This window comes from Brevibacillus fluminis, from assembly GCF_003710825.1.
Lineage (GTDB): Bacteria > Bacillota > Bacilli > Brevibacillales > Brevibacillaceae > Brevibacillus_D > Brevibacillus_D fluminis.
The window spans coordinates 92,717-105,853 of sequence record NZ_RHHQ01000020.1 but is presented as its reverse complement, the minus strand read 5'-3'; the positions used below and the strand labels follow the sequence as shown (position 1 = coordinate 105,853).

General features: G+C 53.3%; 10 protein-coding genes. 9 read left to right on the top strand and 1 reads right to left on the bottom strand.

Features of this window, described 5'->3' with window-relative positions; all coding sequences use genetic code 11:
• Positions 1-17 precede the first annotated feature (17 nt).
• The 9 genes from EDM56_RS23825 to EDM56_RS23785 all read left to right on the top strand — a co-directional run bounded on the left by EDM56_RS23825 (position 18) and on the right by EDM56_RS23785 (position 11,504).
• Entirely contained in the window at positions 18-1,799 is a 1,782-nt protein-coding gene (locus EDM56_RS23825; RefSeq protein WP_122920435.1) for an ABC transporter ATP-binding protein, read from the top strand.
• On the top strand, positions 1,792-2,598 hold the full coding sequence (locus EDM56_RS23820; protein WP_122920434.1) for an energy-coupling factor transporter transmembrane component T family protein: 807 nt from the start codon (positions 1,792-1,794) through the stop codon (positions 2,596-2,598). The genes EDM56_RS23825 and EDM56_RS23820 overlap by 8 nt, the downstream gene beginning before the upstream one ends.
• A gap of 36 nt (positions 2,599-2,634) precedes the next feature.
• Complete coding sequence (locus tag EDM56_RS23815; RefSeq protein ID WP_183192570.1) at positions 2,635-3,624, top strand: ADP-ribosylglycohydrolase family protein; 990 nt, start codon at positions 2,635-2,637, stop codon at positions 3,622-3,624.
• A gap of 120 nt (positions 3,625-3,744) precedes the next feature.
• Entirely contained in the window at positions 3,745-5,475 is a 1,731-nt protein-coding gene (locus EDM56_RS23810; RefSeq protein WP_246009509.1) for a sensor histidine kinase, read from the top strand.
• The gene (locus EDM56_RS23805; RefSeq protein WP_122920432.1) at positions 5,465-6,637 is read left to right on the top strand and encodes a response regulator transcription factor; all 1,173 of its coding nucleotides are present in this window, start codon (positions 5,465-5,467) and stop codon (positions 6,635-6,637) included. Before EDM56_RS23810 ends, EDM56_RS23805 begins: the two co-directional genes overlap by 11 nt.
• Before the next feature lie 126 nt (positions 6,638-6,763).
• Positions 6,764-8,053, top strand: coding sequence for an ABC transporter substrate-binding protein (locus tag EDM56_RS23800; RefSeq protein ID WP_122920431.1), 1,290 nt, complete (start codon positions 6,764-6,766; stop codon positions 8,051-8,053).
• Between the two features lie 13 nt (positions 8,054-8,066).
• Positions 8,067-8,981, top strand: coding sequence for a carbohydrate ABC transporter permease (locus tag EDM56_RS23795; protein ID WP_122920430.1), 915 nt, complete (start codon positions 8,067-8,069; stop codon positions 8,979-8,981).
• Positions 8,978-9,790: a carbohydrate ABC transporter permease gene (locus tag EDM56_RS23790; RefSeq protein WP_122920429.1), complete on the top strand. Its 813-nt coding sequence runs from the start codon at positions 8,978-8,980 to the stop codon at positions 9,788-9,790. The genes EDM56_RS23795 and EDM56_RS23790 overlap by 4 nt, the downstream gene beginning before the upstream one ends.
• Before the next feature lie 13 nt (positions 9,791-9,803).
• A complete protein-coding gene (locus EDM56_RS23785; protein WP_122920428.1) occupies positions 9,804-11,504 on the top strand; it encodes an amylo-alpha-1,6-glucosidase in 1,701 nt (566 codons plus the stop codon).
• 62 nt (positions 11,505-11,566) lie between these two features.
• On the opposite strand, the gene EDM56_RS23780 is transcribed toward EDM56_RS23785, so the two are convergent.
• Positions 11,567-12,928: an aspartate kinase gene (locus EDM56_RS23780; RefSeq protein WP_122920427.1), complete on the bottom strand. Its 1,362-nt coding sequence runs from the start codon at positions 12,926-12,928 to the stop codon at positions 11,567-11,569.
• Positions 12,929-13,137 lie beyond the last annotated feature (209 nt).

Below are 13,137 nucleotides of genomic sequence, written 5' to 3'. Positions count from 1 at the left end.
AAAAAGGGGGAGACGCAATGCAGGATCAGCCAGCAGTCAAGGTGGAGCAGTTGACCTATACGTATGACAAGGCTCAAGCGCCAAGTCTGGATCAGATTCAATTGGAGATTCGCCGCGGCTCTTTCATCGCCGTGATGGGGGAGACGGGAGCAGGGAAAACCTCGCTCTTGATGACGCTCAACGGGTTGATCCCCCAATTTTTAGAGGGGGAATTCCACGGAGAGGTCACGATTGCGGGCTACTCGACGCAGCAAGTTCCGGTGCAAAATTTGATTCAGGAGATCGGGCTTGTCCTGCAGGACCCCGACACGCAAATTTTCGGCCTGACGGTTTGGGAAGATGCTGCCTTTGGGCCGAGCAACCTGGGCGTACCGCTCGACGAGATTCACAGGCGCGTGGATACCGCACTCGAACGGGTTGGATTGGCGCATTTTCACGAGCGATCCACGGAGTTTTTGTCGGGAGGCGAAAAACAGCGTTTGGCGGTGGCTGGTGTGCTTGCCATCGGACCCTCGATTCTGGCATTGGATGAGCCGACGTCCGAGCTCGATCCTGAGGGGAAAGACGCCATTTTTGAAATTGTTGACAGCCTGAAGCATGAGCACGGCATGACGATTATTTTGGCCGAGCATGAATCAGAACGGGTACTAGCGCATGCCGATGCGGTGGTCGTGCTTCAAGAAGGAAAAATCGTCTGGCGCGGCGAGCCGCAGATGCTGTTCGCGGACGAGGAGAGCGTCCGCCGTTTTCAGCTGCGGCCTCCGGGTATCGCCACACTGTTCTGGGAATTCAGAAAGCAGGGCATTGGCCTCGGGGACGCGTGTCCGCGCACCGTACAGGAGATGGCAGCACGCTTGCTTGCGAACGAGCAAAAAGAGCAGGGGCGAGCGGTCGACAGAGAAGGACATGAGCCGTTTTTGGCTGCGGCGCAGTTCGATGCGGCTGCTGTAGGTGAGCGCCGTGATGAAGCGCCGATTCTCTCCATCAACAACTTGACTCATACGTATCATAACGGCCATCAGGCTTTAAAAGGTATTGACCTGGATGTGTATGCCGGAGATTATATCGCGATCATCGGGCAAAACGGGGCAGGCAAATCAACGCTCTGCAAACATTTCAATCGACTGCTCACGCCAACAGGTGGCAGCATCCTGTTTCAGGGGGAAAGCATCGCGGGCAAGGACACAGCCGATTTGGCACGACACATCGGTTATGTCTTTCAAAACCCGGACCATCAGATTTTTTCGGCGTCCGTGCTGGAGGAAGTGATGTACGGCCTGCGGATACAAGGATTTTCAGAAAGCGAGCAAAAGGAAAAAGCGCTAGAGGTCTTAGCGTTCGTCGGTTTGGACGCGTACAGCGAACGGCACCCGTTCTCTTTGGGGAAAGGGCTTCGTCAACGACTAGCTGTCGCGACCATCCTGGCATTGGAGCCGCAGATTCTAATTATCGACGAACCGACAACCGGTCAGGACTGGCGCGGCACGCAGAGTATGTTGGAGCTGATTGGCAAGCTGCATGAGCGCGGGCATACCATCATTTTGATTACCCACAACATGCAGATCGTGACCGAGCACGCCAAACGCGTCCTGATCATGGGACAAGGACGAATTTTGAAAGATTGCAAGCCGTGGCACGCATTCGAGGACCCTGCCATTTTGAAGGCAGCCAACATCAAGCCGACACAGCTTGTACAGCTGGAAAGCGAGCTTGCCGCGATGAGTGGATTCGTTCCGCAGCCGGGCGGGGAGAGGGCTCTGGTTAAAGCGATCGTGAAGGGAATGGGAAGAGATGCTTGAGTATTTTCCAGGGAGCACGCTGATCCATCGTTTGGATGTGCGGCCAAAAGTCGTAGCGTTTTGCATCTTGACGGTTTTTCTCTTCTTTTTCGTGGATCCGTTTTATAATTTGCTGTTTGCCTGTTTCGCTACATTTTTGATGCGCTATATCCGGATTCCGACCGAGCGGGTCTTCAAGCTGCTGAAGCCGATTTTGCCCATAATGGTCATTATCGTGTTCATGTCGGGGTTTACGTATCCGGCGGGCAGCTTTGAAAACCAATGGGCCAACAAGGTGATGTTTTACGGATGGTTGGGACAAAAGCTGCCGTTTGTCATGGGCGGCATGATGTTTGGCATTACGTTGATGCTGCGAATCTATTCCATGGTGCTAATCACTTCGGTGCTGACTTTCACCACCCCGCTGGACCAGTTCATCCAGCTGATGCGCAAGCTCCGGTTTCCACAGCCGCTCACCTTTGTCATCGTCACGAGCATCCGGTTCATTCCGACCATGCAAAAAAAGGTAGATCAGGTGTTTGCGGCGCAGCGGGCACGCGGGGCCAAGTTTTCGCAAAACAACATCTTTGCGCAAATTTACAATTACTTGCCGGTGATGGTGCCGTTGATCGTCGACTCACTCCGCATGTCCGAGCAATTGGCTATTTCGATGCTGAACCGTGGCTATGGGGCAAGCGCGCATTGGACGGCACTCAAAGAAATGAAGATGAAGCGAATCGATTACTGGGCGATGGTGGCTTTCGGATGCTGTTTCGCGGTACTGGTGTATTTGCGCTGGAACGGGTATGGCAGCTTGTAATGCAAAAACAACAAAGAGAGTAAGGGGATGACTCAGATGACGCTGGATCGTGTAAAAGGTGCGTTAGTAGGTGTGGCGATCGGGGACGCAATGGGGATGCCATCCGAGCTGTGGTCAAGACAGAAAGTAAAGGCGCGATTCGGTAAAATCACTGAATTTTTGCCTGGACCCGATGATCATTTTGTCGTAAAGGGATTTGCCGCTGGGCAGTTTACGGATGACACGGCGCAAACGCTGAAAATTTGCCAATCGATTATTCAGCGGGGAGGCGAAGTCAACCCGACAGCGGTAGCCCATGCGATTCTGGAATGGGCTGACGAGGTGAATGCATTTACGACGAATGCGCTTGGGCCGAGCTCGCAAAAGGCGCTGCTCGCGATCAAAAGCGGCGTGCCAGTCGAGCAGGCGGGTGGCAGCGGGGATACGAACGGGGCTGCCATGCGGATTTCCCCGATCGGATTGATCTGCAAGCCGGATAATATCATTCGCTTGGTCGATGAAGTGGAGAAGGTGTGCCTTGGCACGCACAACACGAATATCGCGATCGCCGGAGCAGCGTTGCTGGCGGCAGCCATCTCAGCGGCAATCGAGACGCGGGATTGGGATTCGATTCTTAGCGTCGCATTCGCAGCGTACGATGAGGGGATGAAGCGCGGTAACGATACGTTTGGCGCTTCGTCCAAGGAACGGGTCAAATGGGCGCTTGAGCTGATCGCAAGCGAACAGGATGAAGAGCGGCTGATGGACAAGCTGTACAACTTGATCGGTGCAGGAGTGGCGACGACAGAAGCTGTCCCGATGGCAATCGCGTTGTCCTACTATGCGAAAGGCGACTTGATCAAAGGCGTGCTGCTCGCTGCCAATCTGGGCGGAGATTGCGATACGGTCGGCGCGATGGTAGGTGGGCTGTGCGGCGCTTACACGGGCTTTTCGGCCATTCCGGCGGAGCATGTGCAGCGGATTGCGGACGTCAATGGTGTCCATTTGCCAGCGATCGCAGAGCAATTGTTTGCCTACCGCAAGTAAAATACGACTCTTGCGCTCGACTGTTGCGCATGCAGGAAAATACCGGCAAATCGTCGAACCCTTTGTGCATCCCCACTCAATCTGTGTGGGGATTTCGATGTCTATAGGGGGGACAAGCGTTTGTGTGCCATTTTCCGATTTTTCAAACGAATGATCGAATTGCCCCAAAAAAGCATTCATGCCAAGCTGATTCTCTTCTTTCTGATCGTCGCCATCATTCCCTTGCTTATGTTAGGCACGCTGTCTTATCGGCAATCCGCCGACATCATCAACACCCAGTTCGGCAATTACGGCCAATATGTCGTGACGCAGCTGCAATTTCAGATCGACAGCTCGCTCAGTCAAATGCAGATCATCGCACATGACATCAATACATACTTGCTCGACCCAACGCTCATCGTGCTGCGCGAAGAAATTCCGCGCACGTACAATGGGTTTTTGGCGCAGAAAAATTTTGAGCGCTACTTGGAGGCGCACCGGACACTTGAAATGCAGGGCATCTATTTGATCACCCAGTCCGGCTACTATTACGGGCGCAACCGTCTCGACGTTGAAAAGCTTCGAAAGGAACAATGGTGGCAAGACATCCCTATAAAGTTGGATGGTGAATATTGGATCGGTTTTTATGAGCCCCATCATAGCTTGGGGGCAGATGAGCCGCATGGCACAAGGAACATGCTCGGGCTAGTCGTCCCCGTCAAAAGCAGCTACGGGGTGCTGAAACAGAGCCGTATTTTGCTGGAGATGGATGCGGAAAAGCTGTTTCACCTGTTTGATCTGCTCGAGCGCGACATGAAGGCGACCATTGTCATCCGTGACGGGCAAGGACAGACCATGTACAAGTCGGCAACCGATCGCAAGCAAGCGGAAGATGACATCGTTTGGACACAGCAGCTCGAGACGAGCGGATGGTCGATTGAAGTGCGGGTTCCCTATGAGCAGTATTATCGCTCCTCGAATGTAATCGGCACGCTCACTTTGCTGACGGTTGGCATCTGCCTGCTGCTCGTCCTGTTGCTTGCCTATTTGCTCTCCCATCCGATCACACGGCGCATCAAGCGGCTGAAAGAATCGATGCGGCTTGTGGGTACGGGCGAACTGATGACGCGGACAGCAGTCGATTCACAGGATGAGCTCGGCAATCTGGCTGAGCATTTCAACCAGATGGTGGTACAGCTTCAGCGGCTAGTCGAAGAGGTCGGCCGCACCGAGCAGCTGAAAAAAGAAGCGGAGCTACGTGCCTTCCACTATCAAATCAACCCCCATCTGCTGTTCAATACACTTAATTCGATTCAATGGCATGCCCGGCTTTCAGGCGCGAACGAGATCAATGACATGCTGTACCATCTCATCATGGTGCTGGAAGGGAATCTCGATTTTACGCAGGAGCTGGTCACGCTGGAGCGGGAGCTGCAGACGCTCCGTCATTACCTGGCGGTTCAGGAAATCCGGTATGGCGATAATTTCCGGTTCCTGCTCGATATGGAGGAAGGTGTCGGTCACTGTCTGATCCCGCGCATGTCGCTGCAGCCGCTGTTTGAAAATATTTTTTTCCATGCGTTTGAGGATGGACAAGGGACAATTCATCTACAGGTCAAGGATGGTGGTGACTGCATATGCCTTATTTTGAACGATGACGGAGCAGGCATCCCGGAGGATAAGATGAGCAGCATGCTGAAACCGCAGCAGGCACGATCTGGCAAGGGCCGGCTCGGCATGCAAAATGTCGATCAAAAGTTCAAACTGCATTTCGGCGCCGATTACGGTTTGGACGTGCGTTCCGTGCGCGGTGAGGGAACGACCGTTCAGGTGAAATGGCCAAAACGGGAGGAGCTGTCACATGCTGGATAAGGTGTTGATCGTCGATGATGAGCGGATCGTGCGAAAAGGACTGCGCGCCTTGGTTCCTTGGGATGAATACGGCATGGAGGTTGTTGCGGAAGCGCCAAATGGCCAAAAAGGCTGGGAAGCGTTCCTTGTGCACATGCCCCAAATCGTGATCACCGATATCGTGATGCCTGAGATGGATGGGCTCAGCTTGGCTAAGCGGATCAAAGCGCACGCACCATATACACGCATCCTTTTGCTCAGTTGCCATCAAGATTTCACTTATGCACAGCAAGGCATCCAGATCGGCGTGTCAGGATACGTGTTGAAAACAGTATGGGACGAGGAGGAGCTGAAGGGATATTTGCAGCAGTTTCGCCGTGAGCTGGATGAGGCGGCAAAAAAAGATTTGTTGCGAGCGGCTCACGATGAACCCAATCCGAGCGTGGCTTTTTTCAAATGGCTCGAGGAGCAAAGCGAGCCTCCGCCAGCCGAGGTCCATGCCATGTTCGACCGGATCTGGCAAGGACATGGTGCAACTGTCTATGCATGTATGGGCTTTGTCCCGCAAACAGCAGAAGACAAGCGATTGCCGCTGCTTGCCCCCTCCCTGACGGAACTGTCCTTTGGCGGCAAGGAACGCTCGTATTTTGTCGTGGCGGAGGCGAGGAAGCCGACGGTGGAAGCCGAGCTGTTCAGCTGGCGACTTGCCAATCCTTCTGCACGATGGGAATGGTCAGGTCCGATCGCATGTAGCGCCGACGTAGCGGCAACGTTTCGGAAACTACACAAAAAGGCAGAGCTGATGTCTCAGTTTGACCTTCATCCGACAGCCAGGCATGATCCGATCGACAAGGCTGTTTCGTGGGTCCTACGCAATCTCTCCGAGCCGGTGACAGCAGTTGAGGTAGCGGAACGGGTGGGGTTATCGCGCAGCCATTTTTGCACCTTGTTCAAAAAGACGGTAGGCGAAAATTTCGGTGAGTTCCTCGACCGGCGCCGCGCCAAACTGGCATGCGAATTACTGACAGCAACGACACTGCCAGTGCACGACATCTGTGCGAAAGTGGGGATGACGGATGCCAAATACTTCAGCAAATGGTTTAAAAAAGCGACCGGCTGCACACCGCGGGAGTTCCGCCGCAATCATGCCGAACAAAATGACGACATACACCAAACAAAATGACACGTTTGCGTACATGCTTGCCGCCTCGAATAAAAATCGAACAAATTGACGAAAAATTCAAAACATATGTGCGTTTAGCGTCACGAGACCTTTCGTTACAATGAAGAAAAACGAGGGGGTCAGGCGATGAAAAAAAGTGTATCCGCTTTCCTATCATGTGGACTAGTTTTTGCCCTATTTCTATCCGGTTGTTCCAGTTCGCAGCAGACGCAAGGCCAAAGCAATGCGGGGCAGTCAGCAGGTCAGGCGAATCCCCCCAATGCCGAGAACGTCACGCTCCGTTTCGCTACGTGGGATGCGGATGACTTGCTGAAGATCGAGCAAACCATCGCCAAAGAATTCGAGAAAAAACATCCCGGCGTTAAGGTGCAGGTGGAGGCATACGGAGATGGGTTCGATCAGAAGCTGGTGGCTTCCTTCGGTGCCAAAAATCCTCCCGATGTGATGTACATGTGGGACTTCCCGACGTATTACGAATCGCTGGAGCCGCTCGACAACTTGATCAAAGGGGATCCGGATGTAGCGCTCGACGATTTTTATCAAGGCCTTTTGGTCTATAACCGAATGAATGGCAATCTGTATGGGCTGCCTTCGGGATTTTCCACGCGCGTCATGTACTACAACAAAAAGCTGTTTGACGAAGCGGGAGTTACCTATCCGACAAGCTCTTGGACATGGGACGATTTTCTGGCCGCCGCCAAAAAGCTGAGCAAGCCGGAGAAAAAACAATTCGGCTTCGCTGTTCGCTCCGAACCAGATCCTTATGATTTGCAGCAGTTCATCTGGAGCAACGGCTCAAGCTTCATCAGTCCGGACGGAAAAACGATCGACGGTTACATGAACAGCAAGGAAACGGCTGATGTACTGCAATCGATGGGGGATATGGTCAAGGAAAAAACAGCGGTGCTGGTCGGCGCCAAAAATCAGCAAAGCGGCAACGACTTGTTCAAGGCGGGCAAGCTTGCGATGTGGGACAACGGCATTTGGTCACTGGAATCGTATAAGAAAGCCAACATCGATTTCGGTATCGTCGAGACGCCATCGTTTGCTGGTAAGCCAGTCAAAGGCGTAGTGGCGGAGTCGGCCGTCTCCATCGCCAAAGATTCAAAGCACAAAGAGCTGGCATGGGAGTTCACCAAATTTTTGGTCTCCAAAGAGGCGATCAAAATGAAGACGGGCGACTTGCCGGTGCGCATCAGCGTGGTGCAGGAACAAAAGCTCGACCAAGACCCGCTCTATGCCCCGTTCTACAAAATGCTGGAGCAATCAACGGATACACCAGCGTTTTTGCTTCATCCGCATTGGAATGAAATCAACCGCAATCTGTCCGCCGCAATCAATGCCGCCATGCTCGGGCAAAATGCGCAGGAGCTGTTGAACAAAGCGGTGAAAGATTCCGAGAAGTTCATGAAGTAGGCGGGATCACGCGATGAAGGAACTTGCCAAGAAGTTGCGTGGGGGGGCTTTGACCCCCTTTCTTTTTCTCCTGCCCTGGTTGTTCGGTTTTGTCGTCTTCACGTTTGGACCTATGGTGTTTTCGCTTGTCATCAGCTTTTTTGACTGGCCGATTATTGGTGAGGCACGCTTTGTCGGCTGGGACAATTATGTCAGTATGTTCACCGACGATCCGCTGTTTTGGCAGTCGCTGTGGATCACGTTCAAGTTTGCGCTGTTGTTTGTCCCACTCAATCTCATCGTGGCGCTGTTGCTTGCGCTTTTATTGAACCAAAAGGTTCGGTTTACCGGATTTTTTCGCTCGGTATTTTATTTACCCAGCGTCATTTCACTCGTCTCGCTCTCGATGATCTGGTCGTGGGTCTATCATGGCGAGTTCGGTATCCTCAATTATTTGCTGTCTCTTGTCGGCATCGAAGGGCCCGATTGGCTAAACAGCGAAAAGTGGGCGCTCGTCGCCATGGTGATCGCGAGCCTGTGGGGGCAAGGATCGATGGTGCTGATTTTTTTGGCGGGGCTCAAGGGCATTCCGTCCGACCTATACGAAGCGGCTTCGATCGATGGTGCAGGTGCGGTCGCCCAGTTTTTTCGCATCACCATCCCGCTGCTCAGCCCGACGATTTTGTTCAACCTGATCACGACGATCATCGGCGCGTTTCAAACGCTGGTACTCGCGATGACGCTGACGGGAGGAGGACCACTGCAGTCGACCTACTTTTATGCGATGTACGCGTATGACAATGCCTTCAAGTATTTCAAAATGGGCTATTCAGCTGCGAATTCCTGGTTTATGTTCCTCATCATCCTCGTCCTCACTCTCTTAGTTTTCAAATCGTCCGCACTGTGGGTGTTTTATGAGAGCGAGATGAAGAAGGAGGGGACGACATGAAAAAGGCGATCACGTACACGCTATTGATTCTGTTCTCACTGCTTTTTCTCGCCCCGTTTTACTGGATGGTGGCAACTGCGCTAAAAGGGCCAGAGGAGGTCACTGCCTACCCGCCGCAATGGGTGCCGAGCCAGCTTCATTGGTCCAATTTCATTGAGGCGTGGGGAAAAGCGGAGTTTACGACTTATTTGGTCAATTCTACGATTGTAACGGTGATGGCGACGCTTGGTACGCTCGTGTCGTGCTCGCTTGTGGCATACGGATTTGCGCGCTTCACGTTTAAGGGGCGAGACCTTCTGTTCATGATTTTGCTTGCCACGATGATGATTCCTTGGGAAGTGACGATGATTCCGTTGTACGTGGAGTTCAACTGGCTTGGCTGGATCAATACTTTAAAGCCGCTGATTGTGCCAGCATGGTTCGGAGCTCCGTTTTTTATCTTTTTGCTGCGCCAGTTCATCATGACGATTCCACGGGAGCTGGATGAGGCGGCGCGGATCGATGGCGCGAATTCATTCCAGATTTATTTGCGCATTATCCTGCCGCTTACGGCACCCGCTCTGATTCTCGTCGCGGTCTTTCAGATGCTGAGCTGCTGGAACGATTATTTGGGACCGCTGATCTTTCTGAATGACATGAGCAAATACACGCTGCCACTCGGCTTGGGTCAGCTCATGGGCACGCGTGATGTGGTCGACACCACCTCGTTGATGGCGATCACATGCCTGATCTCGCTGCCGCCGATGGTAATTTTCTTTTTTGCCCAACGCTACATCGTGGAGAATATGGCCGGAGCAGGGTTAAAGTAGGAGGAGATGGGAAGTGCATGTGAATCAGGAGCAATTACCGTTCAGCTGTTATGGCTCGTATTTTGTTCTCTCGCAGTCGAGAGGTTCCGGGCAACGGTCTGATGGACTGTATCTCCGAAATGTGCGCGGAGGGGACGAAAAGTGGGGCGAACTGTTCCACATCGAATTAGTACGTGAAGACGGCCGTGCAGTGCATTATGAAGTCAGAATGACCCCGTCGCAGCTTACGCTTGATGCCGGAGGGGAGCAAGGCGCGACGTTTTGCTTTGCGGCTCCGCACGTGTTACGGGTGCGTTCGCTCGGTGTCCGTGTACGGCTTACGATGGAGACGGGCGCGTACGATTACGCGTTTCAGACGGAGCCTGCGAGCGCTTTGGTCAATAGCTTCACGCAAACGGTGCGATTGCGGCTTGCCATGCGGGAAGGGGAGCTTTCACTTGATGCGCCATGGAATGGGGTGAAGTCAGCACGCGTCGTGATCACGTTTGTGCCTGATGAAAAGACGGGCGCAGCTGAATGCGCGCTTGAGGAATTTATCACCGTTCGTCAGGGAAATGAGGGGCACGACACGTTTGGTGAGTGCGTTGCAAAGCAAGAGGGAACTTATCGAGACTGGTTGGACCATGTGTTGCCGGTCCCGCAGGAATTCGCAGAAGGCAGGGAGCTCGCAGCGTATATAACCTGGTCCAGCGTCGTCAGTCCGAGCGGGCTGCTTACACGTCCGGCGATGTACATGTCCAAAAACTGGATGACCAATATTTGGAGCTGGGATCATTGCTTCAATGCGATGGCATTGGCGCGGGGCAATCCGCAGTTGGCTTTTGACCAAATCATGCTGTTCTTTGACTGCCAGGACGCAAGCGGAGTGTTGCCCGATTTTCTCAACGACTCGTTTGCACTCTGGAATTGCTGCAAGCCGCCGATCCATGGCTGGGCGGTCGGGTGGATGATGGAGCGGAGCGACTTTTTTACGCTGGAACGGCTGCGTGAGCTGTATGAGCCGCTAGCCAAATGGACGTCATGGTGGCTTGTACATCGCAAGCAGTCAGCAGAGGGGCTGTATTGCTACCACCACGGCAATGACAGCGGCTGGGACAACAGCACGGTTTTTGCCGAGGGCGTTCCGGTGGAAAGTCCCGATCTTGCGGCCTACTTATGCCTGCAGATGGAGACACTCTCGCAGATAGCGGAAAGGCTTGGCCAACATTCTGAGGCGCGGGAGTGGCATGACCGTTACGAGCAGCTTCTGCATGATTTGCTACAGCGGTTTTGGACGGGGGAACGTTTCGTTGCGCGAATGGCGTCGAGCGGGCAAGCGATTGAAGCGGACAGCTTGCTCTTGATGATGCCGATCGTCTTGGGCGAACGGCTACCTGCAACAGTACGGGACAGAGTGGTTGCGGCGCTGAAACAAACCGACGGATTTTTGACCGAGCATGGCTTTGCTACCGAGAGAATTGGCAGCTCCAGCTATGTGCCCGACGGATACTGGAGAGGGCCGATTTGGGCGCCATCCACCATGCTGATCGTCGACGGGCTGCGCAAAGCTGGAGAGGATTCGTTCGCCCGGGAGATCGCAAGGCGCTTTTGCCGTATGGCACAGAACTGTGGGATGGCTGAAAATTTCGATGCGCAGAGCGGGCGAGCCTTACGCGATCCGGCCTTCACATGGACGTCTAGCGTCTACTTGATTTTGGCCCATGAATACGTGTGAAATTAAAAAGCCGATGCCCCTGTCGAGGGAAGCATCGGCCTGTTCGCGTTTCGTAATTACATTTACTTGCTCTCGCCAAAAAACTCTTCGTACAGCGCAATGACGGCGCGATCCGCATCGTATGCTTTAACGCCGAACATCATGCTCACCTCGGACGAGCCTTGGTTGATCATCTCGATGTTGACATCGGCACGGGCGAGCGCTGCAGTTGCGCGAGCGGATACCCCGACGGAACGGCGCATCCCTTCTCCGACGATCATGACCAGCGCCAGATCGCGCTCAATCGCGAAATCATCGACTTGAAGCTCGTTTTTGATCCGGTCTGTGATGCGCTGCTCTTTTTCCTCATCAAAGTTTTTGTCGCGCAGGATAACGGAAATGTTGTCGATCCCGGACGGCGTATGCTCGTAAGAGAGCCCTTCTTCTTCGAGAATTTGCAGCACGCGGCGACCGAAGCCGATCTCGCGGTTCATCAAATATTTGCTCATGTAAATGCTGCAGAAGCCGCCGTCGCTCGCGATCCCGACAACGGTTTCCGCGACGGTATGGCGCTCGAGTGTGACCATCGTGCCAGGGGCGCTCGGGTTGTTCGTATTTTTGATGCAAACCGGAATGCGGCCCATGTAAGCTGGCAGAAGAGCGTCCTCATGGAAAACGGAGAAGCCTGCATAGGACAGCTCGCGCATTTCGCGATACGTGATCTCTTTGATATCTTTCGGATTGTTCACTAGATTCGGATTGACCGAAAATACGGAATCGACGTCGGTGAAGTTTTCATACAGATCGGCTTTCACCGCTGCTGCCAAAATTGAGCCGGTGATGTCGGAGCCGCCACGCGAGAACGTGACCAGCACGCCCTCCTGCGAAAAGCCAAAGAAGCCGGGGAAGATCGTAATGCCGGAGCGACCGCGCAAAGACGCGTTCAGCCGTTCATATGCTTCAGGCAGCACCTGTGCATTGGCAGGCTCGTCGCTCACCAAGAGGCCCGCCTTACGCGGATTCACATAGTGAGCGTCCTCACCTTGGCTTTGCAAGAAGGCGGCGAACAGTTTGGCGCTATTGTCCTCGCCGGCAGCCTTCACCGCATCGAGAAAACGCGCGGAATCGGTCGCATCCTGCGTAAGCAATGCGTGCAAATCGCCGGAAATACGCTCCATGACCGCAGGGCCAAGCTCCAGATCATCAGCGATCTCCTGATAGCGAGCGATGACACGGTTCAACTCCTCATCCGCATTGCCAGTTGCGAGGAACTGGTCAGCGACCGCGATCAAAAGATCGGTTACTTTCGTATCTTCCTTATATCGTTTCCCAGGAGCGGAGACAACGATGACTTTACGGTCGCCATCCGCCTTGATGATGTCATACACTTTTTTGAATTGTGCCGCACTCGCCATCGAAGTGCCGCCAAATTTTGCTACTTTCATCTCTCTAACCCTCCATTTTCCTATCCACACCGAAAAAAATACCTTATGCACCACTCTAACGCGAAAATCCTCCGAAGGGAAGGGTAAACGCCTATTTTTCACAAATTTCTGCTGATTGGCTTCAAAAAGGCGAATTTTTTGTAATTGTGATAACATGATTATACAGAATTGAACAGATCAGCTTGAAGATAGAGTAGATGTAAACTTTT

Excerpts from the sequence above, each read along its gene's own strand:
- EDM56_RS23825 (WP_122920435.1), top strand. The coding sequence starts at position 18 with ATGCAGGATCAGCCAGCAGTCAAGGTGGAGCAGTTGACCTATACGTAT.
- EDM56_RS23820 (WP_122920434.1), top strand. The coding sequence starts at position 1,792 with ATGCTTGAGTATTTTCCAGGGAGCACGCTGATCCATCGTTTGGATGTG.
- EDM56_RS23815 (WP_183192570.1), top strand. The coding sequence starts at position 2,635 with ATGACGCTGGATCGTGTAAAAGGTGCGTTAGTAGGTGTGGCGATCGGG.
- EDM56_RS23805 (WP_122920432.1), top strand. The coding sequence starts at position 5,465 with ATGCTGGATAAGGTGTTGATCGTCGATGATGAGCGGATCGTGCGAAAA.
- EDM56_RS23800 (WP_122920431.1), top strand. The coding sequence starts at position 6,764 with ATGAAAAAAAGTGTATCCGCTTTCCTATCATGTGGACTAGTTTTTGCC.
- EDM56_RS23795 (WP_122920430.1), top strand. The coding sequence starts at position 8,067 with ATGAAGGAACTTGCCAAGAAGTTGCGTGGGGGGGCTTTGACCCCCTTT.
- EDM56_RS23790 (WP_122920429.1), top strand. The coding sequence starts at position 8,978 with ATGAAAAAGGCGATCACGTACACGCTATTGATTCTGTTCTCACTGCTT.
- EDM56_RS23780 (WP_122920427.1), bottom strand. The coding sequence starts at position 12,928 with ATGAAAGTAGCAAAATTTGGCGGCACTTCGATGGCGAGTGCGGCACAA.